Here is a 26051-nt window from a genome sequence, read left to right on the forward strand (position 1 = left end):
GCAGAACCGCGCAACGAGCCGCGAGGACCGGTATCCGCTTCGGGTCGCACAGGGTCCGGTCGAATCGCTAGCGCAGATTGCTTCGCGCGCGCTGCGCGGGCGTGTCGATCTCCGCGACGGGATCGTCCGGTTCGCAGACCTCCGGGGCCTGCGCAACCGCACTGCCGGCATCGACCTCGTCGAGCCGGTAACCGTGCGTATAGACGGTCGTCAATCGCACGCCGTTGTCCGGCCGCAGCGCCAGCTTGCGTCGAAGCCGGTAGATGTGCGTGTCGATCGTGCGCGAGGTACTGTCCAGTTCGCGGCCCCACGCAAGCTTTGCCAGAAGCCGTTTGGAAACGACCCGGCCGACGTTCGCGAAGAAATAGGCGGCCACGTCGAATTCCTTTTCCGTCAACAGAATCGATTCGCCGTGCAGAAAAACGCTGCGCTGCGTGACGTCGAAGATATATGGCCCAACCGCGATGGCGCTTTCCACTTTTATGCTGCGCCGTGTGCGACGCAATAGTGCGCCGACCCTTGCCCCCAGCTCTTTGGCCCGGAACGGCTTGACGACGTAGTCATCCGCGCCGGCGTCCAGCGCCTGCACGATGTCGACTTCCAGAAGCCGGCTGGTCACGAACAGCACCGCGGGTTCGCGGCCCAGATGACGGCGTATCCAGTACAGCACCTCGAAGCCGCTCATGCCCGGTAATTCCCAGTCGAGCACAACCAGATCGACCTCGTTGGTCTGCAGAAAACTGATTGCGTCCTTGCCCCGTTCGACCTTGCTGATTCGATGTCCGGACTGTCCGATTTCCCTTTCGACCGAATCAGCTTGTACGGGATCGTCTTCCACCAACAGGATATTCATCTATCACCTTTTTTCCTTCTCGCTGCCGACTGGAAGACCGGCCCCCCACAAACGCGGCGAAAGACATTTGTATCGGGAATTCCACTCACACGAGCAACCAGTTCAAACAGGACGAAAAAGCCAACCTACAAATCGCATACGGCACCGGGTAAGCGCGAGCGGCCAGTTGAGCCGGTCCCGTAGGCCTTGTGAATTTCGAGAAGAACGATAGAGCCAGTCGCTTTTCAAATCCCCCCCTTCGCGGCTGAGCTTTACCCACAAGTCCGCTTGTAAACTGGATCGGACGGTGTTAACTTTCGCGCATTCAATTGATGTAGCGGCTGCGGATTGGCGATCGGAGACGACACGGCAGACTGGGCGAGCGAGGAATTCGCGCAAGCGAATCTCGGAGACGCTCGCCTATCGCATCGCCTGATTGTGTTAGCACGTCAACTGGCGAGCAGCCCCCACACGTCGCTGCCGCAGGCTCTCTCGCCTGCTGAACTGAAGGCGGCCTACCGGTTCTTTGACAACGACCAGATCGACACCGACGGTGTACTGGCGCCGCATATCGCGCAGACGCTGCACCGTATGGAGCAGATCCCGGTGGTGCTGGCGATACAGGACACCACCGAATTCAACCTGACGCATCTGCCTGCCACAGATGGTTTGGGGCGCTGTACCGGTGGCAATGAACGCGGGTTCCTGATGCACAGCCTGCTGGCGGTCAGTCCGGAAGGCTTGCCACTCGGCGTACTGGGCATGAAGACGTGGGCGCGTCGCGAAGAGACCCAGGGCAGCGCCGCGCAGCGCAAATCCCGGCCCATCCACGAGAAGGAAAGCATCAAGTGGATCGAGGGACTTGCGCACCTGTCGGCGCTGAAGTCGCGCTGTGAGCACACGCAAGTCATTGGCATCGGTGATCGCGAAAGCGATGTCTATGAACTGTTTGCTGCGCAACGCCCGGACGGAGTGGACTGGCTGGTGCGCGCGGCGTGGAACCGCTGCGCGCGGCACCCCCAGCGCTATCTCTGGAAAGCAGTACTGGACCCCCCCGCAGCAGGTCACACCGAGTTGCTGGTGCCGGCCAAAGGGACTCGCCCCCAGCGCACTGCACGCCTGACATTGCGATACGCATGCGTACGTCTGCGACCGCCTCAGACGCGGACCCGTTTGCCCGAGCTGGACGTCTTCGCCGTGCACGTCATCGAGGACAAACCGCCTGCCGGTATCGAGCCACTCGAATGGATGCTGCTCACCTCAGTGCCCACTCACTCGCCCGGGCAGGCACTTGAGCGGCTGCAATGGTATGCACGGCGCTGGACGATTGAAACCTGGCACCGGGTACTCAAGAGTGGCTGCCGCATCGAGGCCCGCCAGTTCGGCACGCTCGAACGCTTTGTTCGGGCCACCTCCCTGTTCGCGGTCATTGCCTGGCGCATTCTCTACACCACGCTGCTGGCGCGGCTGGACGGTGACCTGCCTTGTGAGGTGGTCCTCCAGCCCGTCGAATGGCAAGCCCTGTATTGCCGAGTGCATCGAACCACCCGGCCACCGGACACGGTGCCGTCGCTGCATAAGGCGATACGATGGATTGCCGCCCTGGGCGGCTACCTGAATCGACGTCATGATCCACCACCCGGCGCCACGGTCATCTGGCGAGGTTTCCTCGTCTTGCACGAAATCACCGAGATGTTCCGCATCTTTAATTCAGGTCCGTAACTTGTGGGTAAAGCTCAGCCTTCGCGGAGGGGGGATGGCGTTTTCGAAGGGGGGGTCATCTAGCGTGGTCGGCCCCCCGACTATGTTCGAACGGTCCGTGTCACCACTGATATCCGACACCGGCGCCCACCACACTGCCCGAAGCGCTCGTACTGACGCCGCCCTTGACCTTCAGGTTGTCGGTCACGCGCGCAGGGAAGCCGATCGCAACCGGGCTGTGTAGCCCTTGTAGTTGCCCGAGCCGATTCCGACCGCGAGGGTCCTGCCGGGGTCGACGTCAGGGATCATCGTCAACGCGGTCGCGCCGGCGATGCCGGCGAGAATGCGGTGTAAGCGTCGCGATCGACGACTTGGGCGCGGGGTGCTGGTCTCTCGGCATTCTTCACCATCCCGGCATCGACACGTTGAAGCTGGACCGCAGGTTCATGCGCGATGTTCGGGACGATGCGAATTCGAGAGTCGTGGTCGAATCGCTGATCGAGCTTGGAAGACGACTTGGGAAGCGGGTCGTCGTAGAGGGTGTCGGAACGGCCGTCGATCGCAGCCGAACAGATAGACAAGCTGGTTGCGCGGCTTGGCCTCGTTCTTTGACCAGATGCGCGTTCCAGCCCCGAGGTTTTGACGGCGAAATGATCGCGGCCGAGGCCCGCGGCGGCACGCCACAAATGCACCGTCGCCACCACCGGCCCGGCCGGGATTAGCCTTACACTCCGCTCCCGCCCACGGTCCGCTGACTCTTCCACTGCCCCTGCTGCACCTCGAACAGCGTATAAGGCGGCTTGATCAGATCTCCATGCGGATCGAACGCGATTTTCCCCGTCACCCCCGTTATGTTCACTTTCGGGAAAGCCGCGACGATCTTCGCGCGATCGAGCGAGTCCGCGTTCTGAATCGCCTGAATCATCGCCAGCGCGGCGTCGTAGGCGAACGGCGCATACAGCTCGACGTCCTGATTGAAACGCGCCTTGTAGCGCTTGCCGAACTCCTGCGCGGACGGCAGCTTGTCGAGCGCAGGACCGGGCTCGAGATCGCGCGTGCCCTCGCCCGCGTTGCCCGCAATCTGCAGGAACGCGTTGCTCTTCAGCGCCCCCGCGCCAAACAGTTGCGCGGGCATGCCGAGCGAGCGCATCTGTTTGACCAGCATCGCGCCCTGCTCGTCGAGTCCGCCGAAAAAGATCAGGTCGACGTTTTTCTGCTTCAACGAAGTCAGGATCGCGCGCAGATCGACCGCCTTGTCGTTCGTGAATTCGCGATCGACGACATTGCCGTTCGCCTGCTTCGCGCCCTTCTCGAAGGCATCGGCGAGGCCCTGGCCGAACGCGGTGCGATCGTCGATGATGCCGATGCGCTTCGCCTTCAACTGCTGCACCGCGAACTCGCCCGCAATCACACCGCCGACGCCGTCGTGCCCCATCGTGCGAAACACGTTCGCGAAACCCTGCGCGGTGAGCGCCGGATTCGTCGAGCCCGGCGTGATCATCGCGACGTTCGCCGTGTGATAGACGGCCGAGGCCGGAATGCTGCAGCCCGAGTTGTAATGGCCGATCACGCCGACCACGCCGTCGTCGACGAGCTTCTGCGCGACCTGGATCGCGATGCGCGGATCGGCCTGATCGTCCTGCACGTCGAGCACGTATTTGACGGGTTTGCCGCCGATCATCGGATGCTTCGCGTTTGCTTCGTCCACCGCGAGCTGCGCGCCGTTCTGCAGATCCTTGCCGACCCGCGCGACCGGTCCGGTCAGCGGTCCGACGAAGCCGATCTTGACGATTTGCGGCTCGGCGCCATACGACGGCGCATGCGCGCACAACATCCCAAGGGCGAGTGCGACAACCAGGTTTCTGCGTTTCATGATGTCCGTCCTCTTCCGTGCAGCAGTTGCGGTGATTAAAAACGACGCGGGCTATAAGGCGCGAGATCGAGCGGCGGCACGCGTCCCGCCACCAGATCGGCGACGACGCTGCCCGTCACGCCGCCCAGCGTGACGCCCAGATGCTGATGACCGAACGCGTAGACGACGCGCGGCGACGCGCTCGACGCTCCGACGACCGGCAGGCCGTCGGGCAGGCTCGGCCGGAAACCGAGCCAGTCGCTATCAGGCTGCGTCAATTGCGGCAGCGCGAGCCGCGCGGAGCGCGTGATCAGATCGAGCAGCGCGGCATTGCGCTGCGGTCCATAGCCGCCCAGTTCGACGGTGCCCGCCGCGCGGATGCCGCCGTCCATCGGCACCATGTAGAAGCCGCGCTCGGCCCAGCCGCACGGCCGTGAAATCAGCGACGAAGTGCCGGGGAAGCGCACGTGATAGCCGCGCTCGGTATCGAGCGGTACGCGGTCGCCGCATTGGCGCGCAAAGCGGCCGGAAAATGCGCCGGCACAGACGACCGCTTGCGCGGCATCGTATGCGCGACCCGCTTCGTCGACGATGCGCACGCTGGCGGTGCCCGGCACCAGCGCGCGAACCGCGACGCGCTCATGCCTGAGACCGCGAGCGAGCAACGCCGCGTGCAGCGCCTGCAGAAAGCCGCGCGGGTCGCCGAGGAACCAGCTGCCGTTGAACAACGTGCCGTGCGCAAAGATCGGCGCGAGATTCGGTTCGAGTGCGGCGATGCCGGCGCGGTCGAAGTTTTCGAAGCACACGCCGAGCGAGCGGCGCAACGCGAGCGACGGCTGGGCCGCGTCGAACGACGCCGCATTCGAATACAGGTACAGGCATTCGCGCGGCCGCACGAAGCGCGACAGGTCGTCGCTTTCGAGCATCTCGCGGTAACCGTCGAACGCGCGCGACAGCAGGCTTGCGAGCGCTTGAGCGCTGTGCTCGTAGCGCCGCGGCATCGACGCCCATAGAAAGCGCGCGAGCCAGGGCGCGAGTTGCGGCAGATAGCGCCAGCGAATCCGCAGCGGACTCGTCGGCGAAAACAGGAAACGCGGCAGATTGCGGAACACCGCCGGGTTGTTCACCGGAATGCAGCCATAGTTGGCGAACGTGCCCGCATTGCCATATGACGTGGCCTCGCCCGGACCCAGTGCGTCGAACAGCGTGACGTGGTGACCGTCGCGCATCAGCCAGTAGGCGCTCGACACGCCGATGAAGCCCGCGCCCAGCACGGCGACTTCGCTCATCGCGCTCGCCGGCCGGCCGCACTGGCCGCCCGACCCGAACTTGCGCCGGATGCACCGACCGGCAGGAGCGTGCTCTGCTGCTCTGTCACGACCGTCCCTCCTGTACTACAGTTGCGCGTCGTCTTTGGACACAGCGCCACACAAATCATGATTTAATACTCACACAAAGTTTTTTTGTGTGCAATTAATTTGGCTTTGTGTGGACTTAGGTACTTTCCCCGAGCGAGACGGGCTGGCATCGTGCAGTTCGAGGTACTTCCGGTTGCCGATCCGACTCCGAAGGGGTTTAGTATTGGCTTGTCCCGCACGCTCGGACGAGTTTTTGTATGGAGATTCACGCTGGATGAAAAGCGCCATTGACCACACAAACGGTGAGGACGTTCTCCAGACAAAGGGCCGTCAGCCGACTTATCTCGAAGTGTCGCGCAGCCTCGAGGAAAAAGTCCGCAGCGGCCTCTACCCGCCGGGCAGCCGTCTGCCGCCGCAGCGCGAACTCGCGTTGGAGCTGGGCCTGAATGTCTCCACCGTGTCGCGCGCGTACAAGGAGTTGCAGGCGCGAGGGCTGATCGTCGCGAGCAAGCGGCGCGGCTCGATCGTCACCGGCGGCGCCATGCCTGCCGTGCATGCCCGCGGTGACAACACATCGGCAAGCGGCCACGCCGACGCGAACGCCGTGCTCGACCTGACCGTGAACCGGCCTGCCACCGGTGAATTCCTCACCCAGCTCGCGCGGACGATGGCACAGATCGCGCACGATCCCCGCTATCCGCAGACTCAGGAATATCAGCCGCCGCAGGGCCCCGAATGGGCGCGGGCCGCGGGCGCGCAATGGCTCGCCGCGCCCGGCTTCACACCCGGCGCCGACAGCGTGGTCGTGACGAGCGGCGCGCAGCATGGCCTGTATGCGGTGCTGAGCAGCCTGATGGGACATGAAGGCGTGATCCTGTCGGATCAGCTGACCTACTACGGCCTGAAAGCCCTGGCGCCGGTGTTTCAGTTCGAACTCGTCGGCATTCCGAGCGACGACGAAGGGCTGCTGCCCGACCGTCTCGAAGACGCGTGCCGGCATCGGCGCGTGAAGGCGATCTTCACGGTGCCGAATCTGCAGAACCCGACCGTCGTGACGATGAGCCTCGCGCGCCGCGCGGCGCTCGCCGACATCGCGCGCCGGCATCACATCGTGATCATTGAAGACGACGTGTACGGCCCGCTGCTGCAAGCGCGCCTGCCGACGATTGCGAGCCTGTGCCCCGAGTTGACCTTCCACATCACGTCGACGTCGAAGATCCTCGCACCGGGCCTGCGCATAGGCTATCTGCACACGCCGCCGCATGGCGCGGCGCTGGCCGCGGAAGCGGTGCGCACGACCGCGTGGATGCCCGCGCCGCTGTCGACGCTGATCGCCACGCGCTGGATCGAGGACGGCACCGCGCAGACGATCCTCGACGCGCAACGCACCGAGTTGCGCGCGCGCCAGGAGATCGCGCGCGAATTACTGCCCGCCGAGCATCTGAAGAGCGATCCCGCATGCATGTTCGTGTGGTTGCGCGTGCCGCCGCCGTGGCGCTCGGACGATTTCGCGGCCAACGCGCTCGCGCGCGGCGTCAACACGATGCCGGCCTCCGCGTTCGCGGTGGATCGCTCGACGGTCGAACACGGCGTGCGCATCAATCTCGCTTGCGCCGAGTCGCGCGAGCAGTTGACGCGCGGCCTGCAAATTCTCGCGCACACGCTGCGCGACCGGCCGCGCGCGCTGTTCGGCACGATCTAGACTGCGGTGGAAGCATCGGGCGGAGCCGCTAGAATACGGCACGACCCTGCCCCTGCCGAGCCGCCTTCATCCGATGACTCCGTCCGACGATTCAAGCCCCTCCTCGCGCACGCCCGCCGCTGATGCGCTGTTCGCGTTCCTGAAGACGCTGCCGCTCGGCGACCGCTTGATCGAGGGTGGCTTCATGGCCGTGCAGGCGGTGGCGGGCGCGAGTCTGGCGTTCGGCATCGGCCGCGCGCTGCACACCGAGCAGGCGTTCTGGGCCGCGATCACCGCGATCGCGGTGAGCCAGCACAGCTATATCGACACTCGCAAGCTGTCGCGCGACCAGTTCATCGGCGCGATGGTCGGCGGCATCTGCGGGCTGATCGGCACGCTCTTGGGCGGCGGCCATTTTGCCGCGTACGCGGCGACCGTCGCGGCCGCGATCCTGATCTGCTGGGTCGTCAACGTCGGCAGCGCGGCGCGCCTCGGCGGCATCACGGCTACGATCATGCTGCTGGTGCCAGGCATCGGTCCCGCGTGGGACAAGGCCTTTCTGCGGCTTGCCGAAGTGACGCTCGGGACGGTCTGCGCGCTCGTAGTCGCGCGGCTGATGGCGTCGCTCGAAAGACGTGCGTTCAGAAAGGGCGAAACGCCCAAATAGAATCACACGCGCGCGTCGATTCTTTGGTCAGTCGTCCGGAGCATCGTCCGTTTGCGTGCGGCGCCGGTAGCGTCCCGGCGTCACGCCGACGCTTTGCGCGAACGCCTTGCCGAACGCCGCCTCCGACTGATAGCCGACCGCCTCGCCGATGTCCGCCGCGCTGCGTTGCGTGCGCAACAGCAGGTCGCTGGCGATCGCCATGCGGATCTGCGTAAGAAAATCCATCACGGTCACCCCCGCGCGCTCGTTGAAGCGGCGCGCGTAGGTCGCGCGCGACATCGCGGCGCGCTCGCCGAGTTCAGAGATGGTCCACGCGCGTTCGGGCGCGTCGAGCATCGCTTGCACCGATGCGCCAAGTCGTGCGTCCGTCAGCAACGCGAGCATGCCGGCGCTGTTCGCATTGCGCTCGCCGTGCACGCGCAGTGCCATCGCGAACAGCGCGTGGCTCAAGGCCGTGACGATGGTCAGCGCGCCAGGCTGACGCCGCGCCGCTTCACTGCGCATCAAGGTGATCACAGTTTGCAACGCATCGAGCGTTTGCGCGTCCCCGAGCGACACGTGCAGCGGATCGGGCAGCGCATTGAGCAGCAACGCCGACGAACCGGGCGCATAGACGAAGCGGCCGCACAGCAGATCGACGCCGTCATGAGTCGCAGTGTGGTTGGGCGTCTGCGCGGATGTGGCGGCTTCCTCACCATCGTTGCGCCGCACCGGCAGCATGCCGTCGTGCCCGAGCGTCAGCGGCAGGCCGCCCGCCGAGCGCTTCACGTCGCGCACGCGATGCGCGGCGCCACGCGGAAACATCATGAAATCGCCAGTCTTCAGTTCGAGTTGCGCGCCGGCCGCGGTCTCGATCACGCAACTGCCGTCGAGCACCAGATGAAACGGCGCGACACCCCCCTCCAGCGGCGCGTGATCGATATCGAATGCGCCCGATAGCAGGCAGCGAAGATCGAGGCTCGCTTGCGGGCGGGCAAGGTCGATCAGGCGACTGAGCGTGTCCATGAGACGAGCGCGCTAAAAGTTGAGTGGAATGAGTATTCAGGATATCGCGGCGCGGCGCAATACTGTTTCCACGACGACGGCAACCGCCGTCGCGCAACAGACCAAGGAGCACTGCCATGTTGAACTGGATCGATTACCGCAAGGAACTGTTCGGCCGTATCGGCGAAATGTCGAAATTCGCGCCGGAGAGCGTGAAGGCGTATCAGGCGATGTCGAGCGCCGGTCAGAAGACCGATCTGCTCGGCGCGAAAACGCGCGAGCTGATTGCGCTCGCGGTTGCGGTGAGCCTGCGCTGTGACGGCTGTATCACGGTCCATACGGCCGAGGCGCTGAAGCACGGCGCGACCCGCGAGGAAATCGCCGAAGCGCTCGGCGTCGCGATGGCGGTCAACGCGGGCGCGACGCTGGTGTACTCGGCGCGCACGCTGGACGCGGTCGCCGCGCATACGCAGGCGTAAGCGAGTCGATGATGAGCCGGGGCGCTCGCTAAATCATCGTGTGGCGTAACACGCCGCATCGGCCGATCATGTTCGGCGATGCGGCGCGCGGCCTTTGTTGAAGCAATTGATGAAGCGCGTATCAGCCTGCTCGCGACCTTTCGTCAGAACTGGATCGTCGTGCGCAAGCCGAGAACCGCTTCGTTCCTGATGCGCTGGGACGAATCGTCCGGGTCCGGAATCCCGCCGCCCGGCCGCCAGAAGTACTGGAAGTCCGCTTGCAGCATCCACCACGGCGCGACCTGGTATTGATAGGTGGCTTCGAGCACCGTCTCCGCGCTGCGCGACGGATAGCCCGGCGTGTACAACGCCTGCGCGCTCGCCAGATTCTGCGCGTGCGAGCCGATCTTTGCATAGCCGAGCGCGAGCCCGACCACATCGTTGTCGCGGCCCTTGAACGGCGCCTTTAGCGTGACGCCCGCGTTGACGCCGAGATCGACCAGATTGCGATCGCCCGGCGCACCCATGATGCGAGCGAACACGCCGACCGACTGCGGACTGTCGGGGCCCGCGCGCCACACCATCTGATCGGCGACTGCGTAGAAGCTGTAGTTGCCGCGATGACTCGTCGGCACGCCGTTGCTCGCCGGATTCGCCAGCGACAGGCCGCCGGTGTCGAAACCCTGATCCGCGAAGTGGTTGCTGTTGTACCAGAAGCCGAGCTTGTAGGTGCCGGGCAGGCCAGCCGGCCTCGGATCGGAAGAATTCGCCGACGGCTGGTTGATCGCGTACTGCAATTCGCCGATCACGAGCGCGCCGTTGCCGAGATTGAAGTTCGTGCCGCTCGCGTTGAGCTTTTGCGGATCGCCGACGCCTGGCGCCGGATTGCCGTCGAATACGCCGCCCAACACTGTGACGCCGTTCGCGAACGATGCGCGCGCCCTCACACCGAGCGACGACAGCGGATAGGCCGGCCCGCCCGCGGGCAGATCGACGGCCGGCAGCACCGGCCAGCCAAACGTTGCGTTCATGAAGGTGGCTGCGTACTGGCTGACCATGAACTCCTGGTCGAGACTCTGCTGGCCGATCTTCACATCGACGTTGCCGAGCGACTGCTGATACCACAGTTCCCACAGACGGGTGGCGGCGTCGGCTTCGATCCCGCTCGCGGTTTGCAGTGTTTGCAGATTTCTGGCGGTCAGGCTCGTGCCGTGAATCTGCAGACCGGAGACATTGAAGGTGCCGCCCGGCAATCCGAAGGCCTTTTCCGTATCGACGACGAGTCCGAACCCGGTCAAGCCTTGATAGGCACCGCCGCGATTCGTGCCGCCCGACAGGTTGCCCATGTACTCGCTGGTCTCCTGCAGATTGAACGTCACACCGTAGTTGCCGAGCCAGGGACGCAGGCCGCCCATTTCGCCGAAGAGGTTCGAGCGCTCCCACAATCCGCTCGGCGCTGCGACGGTCTGATCGGCGGGCGCCGCGTTGTCCGCGGCGCCGGGAACCGGTGCGGCCGGTGCAGTCGATGGTGCTGTTTGCGCAGGCGTGGCTTCGCCGGGTGTCTGCGCGAACCCGCAAGGAACGAGGCCGAGAGAAAGGACCGCAGTCACCGCGATGGAACCGCCGGAGCCCAGTAGTCTGCGCTTGTCGATATTTTTCATCGGTTATTGGGGATTGGAGTTATGGGCGGATCGCTCCGTCGTGATTCGCACATGCGCACCGAGGTGTGCGAAAGATCCGGCAAACAGCAAGCGCAAATGCGAAAGCGCAACCGCCTGAGCAGGCAGGCTCGCAGACGACGATCAAAAAAGAGCAGGCGTGCTACAGAAAACCGGCAGCAAGGCCGCTTGGAATTGAAGCGCGCTAACCCGACTTGGGGCGAGTTAGCGGCGAAGGAGTGAACCTGCGGCGACTATCTCGCGGTGGTGCTGCCGGCGCTGGCCGGCATCGGACTTCCACTTTCTGGACAAGGGTCCATGGACGACTCCTTCGATACGTTGGGGCGGATTGTATTGACATGCTCCGCAAAAGCGCAAGTAAAAATCGCGCAAAGACGACATCGGGTTCTTGGGGGCTCGCGCAATGATTCTCAAACTCGTCGAGCAAGCCTTCGTTGAAAAATGTTGGCTCTGCTTACAGAACCAGGTTGACTCCGGGTTTTTACCGCGTCTAGAATTCGCCCGTCTTCCCGAATGAGGCTGATGCCTTGGACACCTGCAGTAGTCAATCTTCGAACAGTTTCACTGCCTGACCGGCAGAACGTCCGCGCCCTCGTCCTCGCGCCGCCGTTCCGCCAGCAGGCAGAACGGTGCGCGCCGTAGCAAAGCTCCTTCGTGCACCTCGATCATTAGCGCCATGTGGACGCGGCCTTCGCTCGTCCGCATTGGCACGCCTTCGCAAGCCTTCTGGTTTGCGGCCGACGCTCGCCCATACCCGCGCCTGCTCACGGGTTCGGGCGAGTCCGGCAGAACCACGCTGCGCGCCTGCGCGCAGTTCAACCCGACGAGGAGCCGACATGCCCGACGGTGACAGTTGTTGTTGTTTATGCCCCTTGCCTTCAGCCTTACAGAAGGAAAGCAGCTAGCACCCTGACGCCGCGCCAAGCGTGCGACGTTGGACCGTCTGCCCGCTTTCCGCTTGCCGCGTCGCACACGACGCGCGGAGAAACGTCATGAATTTCGCTCTGCTTTTGCCGCATCTGCCTTATCGCAACGAGTCGCGTGCTCACTACGAGTCGCTTCTATCGCTCGCTCCAGTCCGATCGAATCGGCTCGCCACGCTCTGGCGCCGCATCGGCTCGCTGTTCTCTTAAGTTCTGCCAAGCTGGTGTCACGAATCAACGCCATCATCGAAAGATTGTGGCGTTGCCTCGTCGTGACCGTTGTTTGCTGAACAGTCCTTTTATCAACTTGCAATTCGTCATGTTCCAACTCAACGATCCGTCGCGAATCGATGCGCAGGCCACCACCCTGTACGGCGTCACGACTTCGCTGCTCACAAATACTCACGGCCACGGAGGTGATTGATGGAGTTCGGTTTCAATCTGAACCGCACCGCCAATGCATCCGCCCGGCGGCTGCTTCCAAACGGCTGGGACTTCGTTGCCTTTCCGCTGATCATCTGCCTGATCGCGATGGCGTCGATCGGCTTTCACGAGACGCTCGCGCCGATGTCGACGCTAAAGACCCAGGCGATCTCGCTCGATCCGGCCAACCTGCCCGAGTACGCGATGCGCACCACGCTGCGCATGCTCGCGGCGATGGTCGCCTCGCTGATCTTCACGCTGGTCTACGGCACGCTGGCCGCCAGGAGCCGCCGCGCCGGCCTCGTGCTGGTGCCGATTCTCGACATCCTGCAGTCGGTGCCGGTGCTCGGCTACATCTCGTTTACGGTGACCTTCTTCCTCGCGATGTTCCCGGGCCGTGTGCTCGGCGCCGAGCTCGCCGCGATCTTCGCGATCTTCACGAGCCAGGCGTGGAACATGACGTTCAGCTTCTACCAGTCGCTGCGCACGGTGCCGCGCGACCTCGATGAAGTGTCGCGCGGCTTTCACCTGACCTCGTGGCAGCGCTTCTGGAAGCTCGAAGTGCCGTTCTCGATGCCGGGCCTGATCTGGAACATGATGATGTCGATGTCGGGCGGCTGGTTCTTCGTGGTGGCTTCCGAAGCGATTACGGTCGGCAACAACACGATTACGCTGCCGGGCATCGGCGCCTACCTCGCGCAGGCGATCAGCGACAAGAACCTGCACGCGATCGGCTGGGTCATCCTCGCGATGACGGTCGTGATCCTCGCCTATGACCAGCTGCTGTTCCGTCCGCTCGTCGCGTGGGCCGACAAGTTCCGCATGGAGACCACGAGTTCGGGCAACGCGCCGCAGTCCTGGCTGCTCGACATGATGCGGCGCACACGTCTGATTCACCAGTTGCTGACGCCGGCGGGCGTGATGCTCGCGAGCACCGCGCGCATCCCTTTGCGTGTGCCTTTCGCGAGCGTCCGGCGTGCCAGCCGAGCGCGCAGCGACACGTCGACACGCGTCGCAGACATCGTGTGGGCCTTGCTCGTATTCGTGCTGACGGTCTATGTGATCTATCGCGTCGTCGCCTATGTGCGTACCGGCGTGACGCTCGACGAGGTCGGTCACGTGTTCCTGCTCGGGCTCATCACGCTGCTGCGCGTCGCCGTGCTGATCGCGATCTCGTCGCTGATCTGGGTGCCGATCGGCGTGTTGATCGGCCTGCGTCCGGCGCTCGCCGAGAAGGTCCAGCCGCTCGCGCAATTTCTCGCCGCGTTTCCCGCGAATCTGCTGTTCCCGGTATTCGTGATCGTGATCGTGCGCTTTCATCTGAATCCGGATATCTGGCTGTCGCCGCTGATCGTGCTCGGCACGCAGTGGTACATCCTGTTCAACGTGATCGCGGGCGCGACCGCCTATCCGAACGACTACCGCGAGGCGGCCACCAATTTCCGCATCCGCGGCTGGCAATGGTGGCGCCAGGTGATGCTGCCGGGCGTGTTCCCTTACTACGTGACCGGCGCGATCACCGCATCGGGCGGCGCGTGGAACGCGAGCATCGTGTCCGAGTTCGTCCAGTGGGGCGATACCAATGTGGTCGCACACGGCCTCGGCGCCTATATCGCCGAGACGACCGCCGCCGGCGACTTTCCGAAAATCATCCTTGGCGTCGCCGTGATGGCGCTATTCGTCACGCTGTTCAACCGCGCGCTGTGGCGCCCCCTGTATGCCTTCGCCGAATCAAGGCTCCGACTCGACCAGGAGTGAACCCATGCAAAACGTCATTCAAGCCATTCCCGCCGACCTGCCACAGTCGTCGCCGCGCCTGGGCGCGCAAGTGCTGAACATCGAGCACGTGAGCCGCGGCTTCCATAAAAATCAGAGCGAGCTGCTGGTGCTCGACGACGTGAATCTGACGCTGCGCGAGGGCGAGATCGTCGGACTGCTCGGCCGCTCGGGCTCGGGCAAGTCGACGCTGCTGCGCATCATCGCCGGTTTGATCCGGCCGACGAGCGGCAATGTGACCTATCTGGGCAAGCCGCTCGACGGTCCAGCCGAGGGCGTCGCGATGGTGTTCCAGACCTTCGCGTTGTTTCCGTGGCTGACCGTGCTGCAGAACGTCGAAGCGGGGCTGGAGGCGCTCGGCGTCGGCGTCGAGGAGCGGCGCACGCGCGCGCTCGCGGCGATCGATCTGATCGGTCTCGACGGCTTCGAAAACGCGTATCCGCGCGAACTGTCGGGCGGCATGCGCCAGCGCGTCGGCTTCGCACGCGCGCTCGTCGTCGATCCGACCATCCTGCTGATGGACGAGCCGTTCTCCGCGCTCGACGTGCTGACCGCCGAAACGCTGCGTACCGACCTGCTCGACCTGTGGAACCAGGACCGCATGCCGATCAGGTCGGTGCTGATCGTCACGCACAACATCGAGGAAGCCGTGTTCATGTGCGATCGCATTCTCGTACTGTCGTCGAACCCCGGGCGCGTGGTGGGCGAGACCATGGTGCCGTTCGCGCATCCGCGCAACCGGCTCGACCCGGATTTTCGCGCGCTCGTCGACGAAATCTACGCGAAGATGACCGCGCGCCCCACTGGAGCCGCGGCCAGGCGCGAACTCGAACCCGGCAGCTGGTTGCCGAACGTGTCGACGAACCTGATGGCTGGTCTGATCGAAACCCTTGCGGCAGCGCCCTATAACGGCCGCGCCGACATGCCCGAGATTGCGCGCACGCTGCAGCTGGAAGTCGACGACCTGTTCCCGATCGCGGAGATGCTGCAGTACCTCGGCTTTGCCGAAGTCAGCGAGGGCGACGTGTTTCTCACGCCGCCCGCGCACCGATTCGCCGAGGGCAGCACGCAGGAGCGCAAGATCATGTTCGCCGATCATCTGTTGCAATGCGTGCCGCTCGCCGCGCGAATCAGGAAGGTGCTCAACGAACGGCCCGGACATCGCGCGCCGCGCGTGCGCTTCGAGCAGGAACTCGAGGACCTGCTGTCCGACAGCGCGGCGCAGGAAACCCTCGATGCGGTGATCGACTGGGGCCGTTACGCGGAAATCTTCTCGTACAACGACAAGACGGAAACCTTCAGTCTCGCGGACGTCGAGACCTGAGCGGGGACCGAAACGAAATGGCCGCGGATAACCTGACGGAGGTGCTCCGCGGCCATTTTTCGGTTCGCACCGACCTTCACGGATTGATCTCGCCCGCACCGTGCCGGCCACGCAGCCGCGCGGCGATGCGGCCGAACGCGTACCACTGCTGCGCGATCAGCCCATCCCCATACGAGCGCGCGGCGCCATGCGGCGCGGGCAACTGATCGCGGATGCCGGTCGGCTCGACGGCGCGCGCCCACGACGCGGTGCCGAACAGCATGTCCCACCACGGGAACAGCACGCCGAAGTTGCAGCCGTAGCGGGTGCCTTCGTGGCCATAGCCAATTGCATGATGCCGCCGATGAAACGCCGGGCTCACGATCAGCCGTTCGAGCAGCCATCCATACGCGAGGCGCGCATTCACGTGCTGCACGCTCTGCATGAAATTGCCGAGCGCGACGAGCACGACGAACTGGTTTGGCTGCACGCCGATGAATAGCGCAATGGCCGCAAAAAACGCCGCTTGTAAGATGTCGCCTAAAAAGTGATTGCGGTCGTCGGCCCACAGCGACATCTGCCGCTGGCTGTGATGAACCGCATGCAGTTCCCACCACACGCCGAACCGATGTTGCCAGCGGTGATACCAGTAGCCGGCGAAATCGAGCGCGATCAGGTAGATCAGAAACGACACGAGCGGCTGATCGGTGACGCCCGGCCACAAATCATCGACCTCGATGTTGGGCACGTCGTGGATCGCCATCAGGCTCTGCCAATGGTTGAAGAACGGCTGCAGCAGAAAGAAGAATGCAAGATTGATGATGCCGAGCTTGGCGATCCACGTGTAGATCACGTCCGCGCGCAGCGCCCTGCGGTCCGCCCAAGTCTCTACCGGGCGCAGCGCTTCGAGCGGGCGCAACAGCAGATACGACACGACTATCTGCAACGCGCCGACGATCACCCAGTAGAGCGCGTCGTAAGATTCTTCGTCGTAGCCCATCAGATTGAAGCGGTAGAAGATCGGCTGGACCACGTCGACGTACAGCAGCGTCTGCAGGGCTGAGATGCCGTTGTCGAGTTGAGCGGCGAGTTCGTGAAACATGTAAAGCCTTTCGGGTTGCCTCAGTCGGGATTGGGTGCGTAGACCGGCGCGCGGTTGGCGAAATACAGTCCGTGCGGCGAGCGCCCCACCGCGATCGTATCCACCAGCCGATGCGTGCTCAGATCGATGACGCCGACGTGCCTCGCGAAGCGGAACGTGACCCATAGATAGCGCCGGTCCGCCGATAGTTCCATGTCGTCAGGGCCCGGCATCAAACCGGTGATGTCGGCCACTTTGGTCAGCGTGTTGTAATCGAGAATGCTGATCGTGTTCTCCACGCGATTCGACACGGCGATGTGCCGGCCATCGTCGAGATTGCGGAAGTTGTGCGCGCCGCGGCCCGTGTGGATCTTCTTCACGAGTTGGCGGTTTTTCCAGTCGACCACCGCGACATTGTCTTCACCCGTCATGCCGACGAGCAGATACCGATCGCCCGGCGTCATCCAGAGTCCGGCTGGCGTCTTGCCTACATGCAGCTTCCACGACACTGACTGTGTCGGCAGATCGATCGCCGCGACCTCGCCGGTGTCCTGGAGCGTGACGAACACGGTGCGGTTATCGGCTGAAAAGGTCAGGTGGCTCGGTGTCTTCGCGAGCGCTATCCGCTTCGCGAGCGTCACGCTCTCGCCATCGTAGTGATAGATATCGATGCGATCGAGCCGCAGGCCCGCGGTGACGAACCACTTGTGGTCGGGCGAAAAGCCGAGCTGGTACGGATCTTCGATGCCCTCGACACGGCGTTGCACCTGGCCGCTGTGCGGGTCGACGAACATCAGGTCGTTCGAAATCGCATCCGCGACGATCAGCGAACGGCCATCGGGCGTGATCATCAGATGATGCGGTTCCTTACCGGTCGGCTCGGTGCCGATCACTTTGTGGGTGACGGGATCGATCAACGTGAGCTGCGCTTCGCCGGAGTCGAGCACGATCACGTTGTCGGCGGCGTGGGCGAGATGAGGCGTTGTCAGCGAACAGCAAGCCAACGCCGCGAAAGCGCCGGCTTTTGTAATCGAAGCGAATGCGAATGTCACGAACCGGATAGGAGTCTGAAATACGACACGTGGGCATCGGTGCGGCCGATGCGGAAGACGACCTGCCGTATGAAGTCTACGCGCAATCGCGTGGCAAATGTGATGACCGTCGCCGCCGCGCGAGCATCAAATTCGCGCGGCCCAACGAAGACGATTCAGGCTTTCCTCAGCGTTCGCGAGAACGCCGTCGCGCTATCGCTGCACGACGTGCCGAACCTCGGCCAGTTGTTGCCGGCGCTGCTCGCCCTGCCGCTCCAGCATCCAGCCCGGATACTCGGCTGGCAGCGCGCTGACCTCGGCGAGCTTCGCGAGCTCATCCGCGGATAGCGCGACGTTGGTCGCCGCGATGTTGTCGTCGAGCTGCTCGATTTTCTTCGCGCCGACGATCACCGTGCTGACGACACGCTGATGCAGCAGCCACGCCAGCGCGATCTGTGCGACCGATACGGTCTTCGCCGCGGCCATCTCGCGCATCACGTCGATGCAGTCGTACGCGCGTTCGCGATTGACCGGCGGAAAATCGAAAGTCGTGCGACGGCTGCCCGCTTCGCCCTGCTGTTCACGTCCGTATTTGCCGCTCAGAAAACCGCCCGCGAGCGGACTCCATACCATCAGGCCAAGGCCTTCGCTTTGCAGCATCGGCACGAGTTCGCGTTCGAGATCGCGGCCCGCGAGCGTGTAATACGCCTGCAGCGTTTCGAAGCGCGCGGCGCCGAGCCGCTCTGCGATGCCGAGCGCCTTCGCAATCTGCCATGCGGCCCAATTCGACACGCCGACATAGCGCACGTGGCCGTGCTGCACGAGCGTATCGAGGGCGCGCACGGTTTCTTCGATCGGCGTGGCCGGATCGAAACCGTGGATCTGATACAGGTCGACGTGATCGAGTTGTAGACGCTTCAGGCTCGCCTTGATGCCGTCGAGGATGTGATAGCGCGACGCACCGCGCGCGTTGGCGAACTCGCCGGTCTGGCCGAACACCTTGGTCGCGATCACAACCTTGTCGCGCGGCACTTTCAGGTTTTTCAGCGCGTTGCCCGTGATCAGTTCGGACAGGCCGCCCGAGTAGACGTCGGCCGTGTCGATGAAATTGATGCCCGCGTCGAGCGCCCGGCCGACCAGCCGCTCCGCGTCGCTTTGCTGCAGATCGCCGATCTGCCGCCAGATGCCTTCGCCACCGCCGAAGGTCATCGTGCCCAAACACAACTCCGATACAAACACACCGGTACGGCCCAACTGGTTATATCGCATCGTCGACGCTCCATCGTGGGGACAGGGAGAATTGTGAAGCGTACTGCAAATGCCGGAGGCTGGCAGGACGGGCGCACGCGGCGAGACTACGAATTCCAGCAGTTACGCACCGCCCAACGCGCCGCACACGAGCGCCGAAAACCTGCGAGACTGACCGCTATTGCGTCGTCAGCGTCGAATAGCCCGCAACCGCAAAAACGGGCGACATTAGCGGGTACTGATCCAGCCGCCCCCACTGGATATCCCCCGCGCCGCCCTCATCTACACGAGCATGACTTCGGCCAAAACTTCCGCCGCACTCGACGCGGCGCCCCGCTCCCGCAAGGCCCGCTCCACTGCGAGCGCGGGGCAGCCCGTCGCACCCGCCTTACCGCCAGCCCCGCAGGCGCTCGCCGGCTTTCACCCGGCCGTTGCCAACTGGTTCCAGAAAACCTTCACCGCCCCGACCGACGCACAAGCGGCCGCCTGGCCGCAAATCCGCAGCGGCCGCTCGACGCTGGTCGCCGCGCCGACCGGCTCCGGCAAAGACGCTGACAGCGTTCCTGTCCGCGCTGAACGACCTCGTGTCGCAAGGCCTCGCGAACGACGGCGCGCTGCCCGACGAAACGCTGGTCGTCTACGTGTCGCCGCTGAAGGCGCTGTCGAACGATATCCGTCTGAACCTTCAACTGCCGCTGCAAGGCATCGCCGCCGAACTCGACGCGCTCGGCCTGCCGCCGCTCGACATCCGCACCGCCGTGCGCACCGGCGACACCACGCAGCAGGAACGCAACGCGCTGAAAAAACGCGCGCCGCACATTCTCGTGACGACGCCCGAGTCGCTGTACGTGCTGCTCGGCTCCGATTCGGGCCGCCGCATGCTGGCGACGGTGCGCACGGTGATCGTCGATGAGATTCACGCGCTCGCGGGCAGCAAGCGCGGCAGTCATCTCGCGCTGAGCCTCGAACGGCTCGACGCGCTTTGCGGGCGACGCCTGCCGCGTATCGGGCTGTCGGCGACGCAAAAACCGGTCAGCGCGGTCGCGCGGTTTCTGGTCGGCGGCGCGAGTCTGGATAGCGACGTGCCGGCCGAATGCGCGGTGATCGACGTCGGCCACGTTCGCGCGCGCGACCTCGCGCTCGAGATCCCGCCGGTGCCGCTCGAAGCGGTGATGGCCAACGAAGTGTGGGAGCGCGTCTACGACCGGCTCGCCGAGCTGGTCGCGCAGCATCGCACGACGCTCGTCTTCGTCAACACGCGCCGCATGGCCGAGCGCGCCGCCCGCCATCTGACCGAGCGGCTCGGCAAGGACGCGGTCGCCGCGCATCACGGCAGCCTCGCGAAAGAACATCGTTTCGACGCCGAACAGCGCCTGAAACGCGGCGAGCTGCGCGTGCTGATCGCGACCGCGTCGCTCGAACTCGGCATCGATATCGGCGACGTCGATCTCGTTTGCCAGATGGGTTCGCCGCGCGCGATCGCGCCGTTCCTGCAACGCGTCGGCCGCTCGGGGCACCACGTCGGCGGCATGCCGAAGGGGCGGCTGTTTCCAGTCTCGCGCGACGATCTGCTCGAATGCGCGGCACTGCTCGATTGCGTGCGGCGTGGCGAGCTCGATGCGTTGCGCATCCCGCGCGCGCCGCTCGACGTGCTCGCGCAACAGATCGTCGCGGAGGTGTCGAGCGCCGAGTGGAGCGAGGATGCGCTGTTCGACATGCTGCGGCGTGCCGCGCCGTACGCGGATCTGCCGCGCGAGCAATACGACGCGCTGCTGCGCATGCTCGCCGAGGGCTACACGAGCCGCCACGGTCCGCGTGCCGCGTATGTGCATCGCGATGCGGTCAGCGGCACCTTGCGCGGCCGGCGCGGCGGCAAGCTGGTCGCGGTGACCTCCGGCGGCACGATTCCCGAAAACGCCGATTACGCGGTCGTGCTCGAACCGCAGGCGCTCAATATCGGCACCGTCAACGAGGACTTCGCGGTCGAAAGCCTCGCCGGCGATGTATTCCAGCTCGGCAACGCGTCGTACCGGATTCTGCGCATCGAAAGCGGCCGCGTGCGGGTCGAGGATGCGCAAGGCCAGCCGCCGAACATTCCGTTCTGGCTCGGCGAGGCGCCAGGACGCAGCGACGAGCTGTCGTTCGCGGTCGCGAGATTGCGCGAGCAGGTCGAAGCGTTGCTGACGGAGGGCGAGACGCAAGCAACAACGGAAACCGCCGTAGCCGCACGCGAACCCGATCCCGCCGCGCCGCGTCTCGACCACGCTATCGCCTGGCTCGCCGACAACCTCGCGCTCAGCGAGCCGGCCGCGCGCCAGATCGTCGAATACCTGGCGCGCGCCCGCGCCGCGCTCGGCGTGCTGCCGACGCAGAGCACGCTCGTGATGGAGCGCTTCTTCGACGAATCGGGCGGCACCCAGCTCGTGATCCACTCACCGTTCGGCAGCCGCGTGAATCGCGCGTGGGGGCTCGCGCTGCGCAAGCGCTTCTGCCGCAGCTTCAACTTCGAGCTGCAGGCCGCGGCCACCGAAGACGCGATCGTGCTGTCGCTGACCGGCAGCCACTCGTTCGTGCTCGACGATGTGTGGCGCTATCTGCATTCGAACAGCGCCGAGCATCTGCTGATCCAGGCGCTGCTCGATGCGCCGTTGTTCGGCGTGCGCTGGCGCTGGAACGCGACGACCTCGCTCGGCCTGCCGCGCTACACGGGCGGACGCAAGACCGCGCCGCAACTGCAGCGCATGCGCAGCGAGGATCTGCTCGCAAGCGTGTTTCCCGAGCAGGCCGCGTGTCTGGAGAACATCGTCGGCGAACGCGAGGTGCCGCGCCACCCATTAGTCGACCAAACCATCGACGACTGCCTGCACGACGCGATGGACAGCGAACGCTGGCTCGCGCTGCTACGCCAGATCGAGCACGGCGAACTGCGGCTCGTCGCGCGTGATCTGCCGGCGCCGTCGCCGCTCGCCGCCGAAATCCTGACCGCGAAGCCCTATGCGTATCTGGACGACGCGCCGATCGAGGAGCGCCGCACCCAGGCAGTGCTGAACCGCCGCTGGACCGACCCGGAAAGCGCCGACGATCTCGGCGCGCTCGACGCCGCCGCGATCGACAGCGTGCGCGACGAGGCCTGGCCGCAAGCTCGCAACGCCGACGAGATGCACGAAGCGTTGACGGGCCTCGCGTGCATCACAGAAACCGAGGCGCGCACACAGGAGGATTGGCCCACCCTGCTTGCGGCATTGGCGAAAGCCGGCCGGGTGACGCGCTTGCCGCTGGCCGCGCAAGCAGACGCAAGCACGGGCAACCACAACGTCAGCGAAGGCGCACTGTGGCTGCCCGCCGAACGCGTGACCTGCTTCGAAGCGCTCTACCCCGGCATCGCGCGTAGTCGCTATGAGCCGCCGCTGAGCGCGCCGAAGGGCTACACCGAAAGCTGGAGCGCCGACGACGCGCTCGTGGACGTGCTGCGCGCGCGGCTGACCGGTTTCGGCCCGCAGACGGTCGACGCGATCGCGCGCCCGCTCGGTTTGCCGGCCGACCGGATCGAACCGGCGCTGATCCGTCTCGAAGCCGAAGGTTATCTGTTGCGCGGGCGCTTCACGCCGCACACGAGCCACGAAGAATGGTGCGAGCGGCACCTGCTCGCACGCATCCACCGCTACACGGTCAAGCGGCTGCGGCGTGAGATCGAGCCGGTCGAGCGGCACGACTTCATGCGCTTCCTGTTCGAATGGCAGCATCTGACGCCGACCACGCGCGCCGAAGGCCGCGACGCGCTCGCCGCCGCGCTGGACCAGCTCGAAGGCTTCCAGGCCGCGGCCGGCGCATGGGAGGAGGACATCCTGCCCGCGCGGGTGCGCGCCTACACCAGCAGTTCGCTCGATGAGCTATGCCGGGCCGGCAAGATCGTCTGGACCCGCCTGACCGAGCGGGCGCGCGGCGCAGCCGGTCCGGTCCGCGGCACGCCGATCGTGCTGCTGCCGCGCGCGCAGTTGCGCGCGTGGCGCGCGCTGCTCGATCCCGCGCGTCAGGTCGAGTTGTCGGCACTCGCGCAAAGCGTGCACGACACGCTCGCGCAACACGGCGCGATGTTCTTCGACGAACTGCTCGCTGAGGTGCGCGTGCTGCGCATGGAACTGGAAAACGCGCTCGGCGAGCTGGTCGCGGCCGGCCTCGCGAACTCGGACAGCTTCGCGGGTCTGCGCGCGTTGCTCAAGCCGGTCGCCAAACGCAACGCGTTTTCCAGCAGCCGGCGCGCGCGCGCGAGCGCGCTGATCGGCGGCATGGACGACGCCGGGCGTTGGGCGCTCGTAAGCCGCCCGTCCGCCGTCGCGCCGGAACATCCGTCCGAGCGACGGAGTCAGTTGCCGCCCGAGGTGCTCGAACACGTCGCGATGACGTTGTTGCGCCGCTACGGCGTGGTGTTCTGGCGCGTGCTCGAACGCGAGGCCGAATGGCTGCCGCCGTGGCGCGATCTGCTGCGCGTGCTGCAGCGGCTCGAGGCGCGCGGCGTGATCCGCGGCGGGCGTTTCGTCAACGGGCTCGCGGGCGAACAGTTCGCGCTGCCCGAGGCGATTCCGCTGCTGCGCGAGGTGCGGCGGCAAGCGAACGACGGTGCGCTGATCTGCGTCGCGGGAACCGATCCGCTGAATCTCGTCGGCACGCTGCTGGTCGGCGACAAGGTGCCGGCCGTGGCGGGCAACCGCGTGCTGTATCGCGACGGCATGGCGGCGGCCACGCTGGTGGCCGGCAAGTTCTGGTTCGACGCGGCGCTCGACGCCAATCCGATCGAGCGCGAACGTGCCCGCGCGCTGCTCACACATCGCTTCTAACGACGTCACCGTGGCGTCGTTTCGCCACGCCATCATGCCGCCGCGCGCGGCCGCGCCGGCCCGTGCCCAGGGTTAGCAAAACGTTAATGTTTCTTCGCTCGAATTGTCACGCTTAGATACAATGGGGCAGTTTCACTTTAGTATGAGGAAGACCGTCTGCCGCCGCCCGCCTTGATACGGACCGCCGGCACTCTCCGGGGATTTCATGAGCGACGAGCTACACGACCAGGTGCTTCACGCGCGGTTCGGCACGAGCAGCCCTCGCTGGCGCCTTGCGGCGGCGAGCGACACGCTGGAGATCGTGCCGGCCCATGGCCACGCGGCTGTCGGCGTCGCCATTCCCCTCACCTCTTCCCAAGCCTCCCAGGTCCGCGCGCTGAGCGGCGTCACCTCGCACGTAGTCGTCGACGTGCAGCTGGACGCCGCGCCGCTGCGGCTGCATCTGGTCGGCAAGAAACTCGATTGCCATCGCTGGGGCGGCACCGCCTCGACCCATGCCGACACCGAATCCGTCGCGCGCGCACTACTGCACGGTCTGTCGTTCGCCGAACAGGTCGTCTCCGAGGTCAATTCGGTCGTCGTCATCGTCGACCGGCACGGCCGGATACAGCGCTTTAACCGGCTCGCCGAGGAGCTGACCGGGCTCAAGGAAGAGGACATCATCGGCCGCAGCGTCTGGACGCTGTTCATGTCGTCCGACGACGGCGTGGTCTCGAACCAGGTCAGCGCGCACTTCTTCAACCGTGGCCAACCGTACGAGATCGAACGGCGCATCAAAACGGTGCATGGCGAGCGGCTATTCCTGTTTCGCAACAAGTTCGTGCGCAGCGGCAGCGGCATCGAAGACCAGTTCCTGATCTGCTCGGGCACCGACATCACCGAGCAACGGCTCGCACAAGACCGTCTGATCGAGCAGGCCACCACCGACCCGCTCACCGGCCTCGCCAATCGCAATGCGATCCAGGAGCGCATCCAGATCGCGATCGAGCAGGCCGCGCCCGGCGAAACCATCGGCGTGCTGTTTCTCGATCTCGACAACTTCAAGAAGGTCAACGATCACTACGGCCACGTGTTCGGCGACCGGCTGATCTGCGATGTGTCGGACGCGATCCGCAACTGTCTGAATCCGGGCGACTCGCTCGCGCGTCTCGGGGGCGACGAGTTCATCGTGCTCGCCGCGAAGGGCTCCGCGCATGGCCTGGAAAACACCGCGCAGCGCATTCTCGATCGCATGCGCATGCCGTTCGCGGTCGGGCTCGTCGAGGTCTACACCGGCTGCTCGATCGGCATCGCGCGTTGGCCCGAGCATGGCGAAACCCTCGAATCGCTGATCCGTTCGGCCGACACCGCAATGTACGTCGCGAAGGACGAAGGCAAGCGCACGCATCGCGTGTTTTCGCCGGACATGAACCGTCGCGTCGCTGAGTTCATGTGGCTCGACACGAATCTGCGCCGCGGGCTCGAGGAAGGCCAGTTCGCGCTGCACTATCAGCCGAAGCTGAACCTCGCCACGGGCGCCGTGCAAGGCGCGGAAGCGCTGGTGCGCTGGAACTCGCCGGAGCGCGGGCAGATCATGCCTGCGGAATTCATCCGTTATGCCGAGGAATCCGGCTTGATCGGCGTGCTCGGCCGCTGGGTGATGGAGACCGCCGCGAAACAGGCGGCCCGCTGGAAGGCGGCCGGCTATGATCTGCGCGTCGCGATTAACGTGTCGGCGCGACAGCTCACGGATACGGCCGTGGTCCGCCATTTCACCGAGGCGTTGCAGCATGCGAGTCTCGATCCATGCCTGATCGATCTCGAGTTGACCGAAAGCTGTCTGATCGAAAACGAAGCGGCCGCGATCGAACTGATCAAGCAGTTCCGCCAGCTCGGCGCGCAGGTGCATCTGGACGACTTCGGCACCGGCTACTCGTCGCTGTCGCAACTCGGCCGTATTCCGCTCGACGTGATCAAGCTCGACCGCAGCTTCACGCGCTCGATCCACGCTGACATGAAGGCACAGGCGCTGGTGCGCTCGATGGTCGCGGTCGCGCAGGAACTCGATTTCCAGGTCGTCGCCGAGGGGATCGAAACCGAAGCGGAAGAAGCCTTCATGAAGGGCCTGGGCGTCGATTACGTGCAGGGCTTCCTGTACGCGCGGCCGATGCCCGCCACCGAGTTCGAGCGCTGGCTGCTCGATCGGCGCAAGCTCAGGCTGATCGCCTGAGCCTTGCCTC

At 65.0% G+C, this 26051-nt stretch carries 17 protein-coding genes and 2 pseudogenes; 10 read left to right on the top strand and 9 right to left on the bottom strand.

Annotation, left to right across the window (positions count from 1 at the left end):
- Positions 1-67: 67 nt before the first annotated feature.
- The gene (locus QFZ94_RS03355; RefSeq protein WP_429455579.1) at positions 68-853 is read right to left on the bottom strand and encodes a response regulator transcription factor; all 786 of its coding nucleotides are present in this window, start codon (positions 851-853) and stop codon (positions 68-70) included.
- 327 nt (positions 854-1180) lie between these two features.
- Here QFZ94_RS03355 and QFZ94_RS03360 point away from each other — a divergent pair, with 327 nt between their 5' ends.
- On the top strand, positions 1181-2554 hold the full coding sequence (locus QFZ94_RS03360; RefSeq protein WP_429455580.1) for an IS4 family transposase: 1374 nt from the start codon (positions 1181-1183) through the stop codon (positions 2552-2554).
- A gap of 100 nt (positions 2555-2654) precedes the next feature.
- Here QFZ94_RS03360 and QFZ94_RS03365 read toward each other — a convergent pair.
- Positions 2655-2872: pseudogene (locus tag QFZ94_RS03365) on the bottom strand (YadA C-terminal domain-containing protein); the annotation flags it as partial.
- Between the two features lie 32 nt (positions 2873-2904).
- On the opposite strand from QFZ94_RS03365, the gene QFZ94_RS03370 reads away from it, so the two are divergent.
- On the top strand, positions 2905-3255 hold the full coding sequence (locus QFZ94_RS03370; protein WP_429455581.1) for an EAL domain-containing protein: 351 nt from the start codon (positions 2905-2907) through the stop codon (positions 3253-3255).
- 2 nt (positions 3256-3257) lie between these two features.
- Here the strand turns inward: QFZ94_RS03370 and QFZ94_RS03375 are convergent, their stop codons facing one another.
- Positions 3258-4406 (bottom strand): branched-chain amino acid ABC transporter substrate-binding protein, encoded by a 1149-nt coding sequence (locus tag QFZ94_RS03375; protein ID WP_429455582.1) that lies wholly within the window; start codon positions 4404-4406, stop codon positions 3258-3260.
- A 35-nt stretch (positions 4407-4441) separates the two neighbouring features.
- Positions 4442-5674 carry an NAD(P)/FAD-dependent oxidoreductase gene (locus QFZ94_RS03380; protein WP_429455583.1) on the bottom strand — a complete coding sequence of 411 codons (1233 nt, stop codon included), beginning with the start codon at positions 5672-5674 and terminating at the stop codon, positions 4442-4444.
- A gap of 343 nt (positions 5675-6017) precedes the next feature.
- On the opposite strand from QFZ94_RS03380, the gene QFZ94_RS03385 reads away from it, so the two are divergent.
- Together QFZ94_RS03385 and QFZ94_RS03390 are read left to right on the top strand one after the other, a co-directional pair.
- On the top strand, positions 6018-7445 hold the full coding sequence (locus QFZ94_RS03385) for a PLP-dependent aminotransferase family protein (protein WP_410849342.1): 1428 nt from the start codon (positions 6018-6020) through the stop codon (positions 7443-7445).
- A 73-nt stretch (positions 7446-7518) separates the two neighbouring features.
- A complete protein-coding gene (locus tag QFZ94_RS03390) occupies positions 7519-8091 on the top strand; it encodes an FUSC family protein (RefSeq protein ID WP_410849343.1) in 573 nt (190 codons plus the stop codon).
- A 27-nt stretch (positions 8092-8118) separates the two neighbouring features.
- Here the strand turns inward: QFZ94_RS03390 and QFZ94_RS03395 are convergent, their stop codons facing one another.
- A complete protein-coding gene (locus tag QFZ94_RS03395; RefSeq protein ID WP_429455584.1) occupies positions 8119-9096 on the bottom strand; it encodes a cupin domain-containing protein in 978 nt (325 codons plus the stop codon).
- A 116-nt stretch (positions 9097-9212) separates the two neighbouring features.
- On the opposite strand from QFZ94_RS03395, the gene QFZ94_RS03400 reads away from it, so the two are divergent.
- Positions 9213-9554 (top strand): carboxymuconolactone decarboxylase family protein, encoded by a 342-nt coding sequence (locus QFZ94_RS03400; RefSeq protein WP_429455585.1) that lies wholly within the window; start codon positions 9213-9215, stop codon positions 9552-9554.
- Between the two features lie 143 nt (positions 9555-9697).
- On the opposite strand, the gene QFZ94_RS03405 is transcribed toward QFZ94_RS03400, so the two are convergent.
- The gene (locus tag QFZ94_RS03405; protein ID WP_429455586.1) at positions 9698-11194 is read right to left on the bottom strand and encodes a carbohydrate porin; all 1497 of its coding nucleotides are present in this window, start codon (positions 11192-11194) and stop codon (positions 9698-9700) included.
- Between the two features lie 1010 nt (positions 11195-12204).
- On the opposite strand from QFZ94_RS03405, the gene QFZ94_RS03410 reads away from it, so the two are divergent.
- The 3 genes from QFZ94_RS03410 to QFZ94_RS03420 all read left to right on the top strand — a co-directional run bounded on the left by QFZ94_RS03410 (position 12205) and on the right by QFZ94_RS03420 (position 15658).
- The gene (locus QFZ94_RS03410; RefSeq protein ID WP_368583737.1) at positions 12205-12345 is read left to right on the top strand and encodes a hypothetical protein; all 141 of its coding nucleotides are present in this window, start codon (positions 12205-12207) and stop codon (positions 12343-12345) included.
- Between the two features lie 213 nt (positions 12346-12558).
- Positions 12559-14316, top strand: coding sequence for an ABC transporter permease (locus tag QFZ94_RS03415; protein ID WP_429455587.1), 1758 nt, complete (start codon positions 12559-12561; stop codon positions 14314-14316).
- A 4-nt stretch (positions 14317-14320) separates the two neighbouring features.
- Positions 14321-15658, top strand: coding sequence for an AAA-associated domain-containing protein (locus tag QFZ94_RS03420; protein WP_429455588.1), 1338 nt, complete (start codon positions 14321-14323; stop codon positions 15656-15658).
- Positions 15659-15734: 76 nt separating this feature from the next.
- On the opposite strand, the gene QFZ94_RS03425 is transcribed toward QFZ94_RS03420, so the two are convergent.
- The 3 genes from QFZ94_RS03425 to QFZ94_RS03435 form a co-directional block, all read right to left on the bottom strand.
- Positions 15735-16739 carry a sterol desaturase family protein gene (locus QFZ94_RS03425; protein WP_429455589.1) on the bottom strand — a complete coding sequence of 335 codons (1005 nt, stop codon included), beginning with the start codon at positions 16737-16739 and terminating at the stop codon, positions 15735-15737.
- A gap of 20 nt (positions 16740-16759) precedes the next feature.
- Positions 16760-17770 carry a YncE family protein gene (locus QFZ94_RS03430; RefSeq protein WP_429455590.1) on the bottom strand — a complete coding sequence of 337 codons (1011 nt, stop codon included), beginning with the start codon at positions 17768-17770 and terminating at the stop codon, positions 16760-16762.
- A gap of 192 nt (positions 17771-17962) precedes the next feature.
- Positions 17963-19018 carry an aldo/keto reductase gene (locus tag QFZ94_RS03435; protein ID WP_410849349.1) on the bottom strand — a complete coding sequence of 352 codons (1056 nt, stop codon included), beginning with the start codon at positions 19016-19018 and terminating at the stop codon, positions 17963-17965.
- Positions 19019-19289: 271 nt separating this feature from the next.
- Here QFZ94_RS03435 and QFZ94_RS03440 point away from each other — a divergent pair.
- Together QFZ94_RS03440 and pdeR are read left to right on the top strand one after the other, a co-directional pair.
- Positions 19290-23832, top strand: a pseudogene (locus QFZ94_RS03440) (DEAD/DEAH box helicase).
- Positions 23833-24037: 205 nt separating this feature from the next.
- Positions 24038-26041, top strand: a complete 2004-nt coding sequence (gene pdeR, locus QFZ94_RS03445; RefSeq protein WP_429455591.1) for a cyclic di-GMP phosphodiesterase — start codon at positions 24038-24040, stop codon at positions 26039-26041.
- Positions 26042-26051: the final 10 nt, after the last annotated feature.

Source organism: Paraburkholderia sp. JPY465, assembly GCF_050436725.1.
Taxonomy (GTDB): Bacteria; Pseudomonadota; Gammaproteobacteria; order Burkholderiales; family Burkholderiaceae; genus Paraburkholderia; species Paraburkholderia youngii.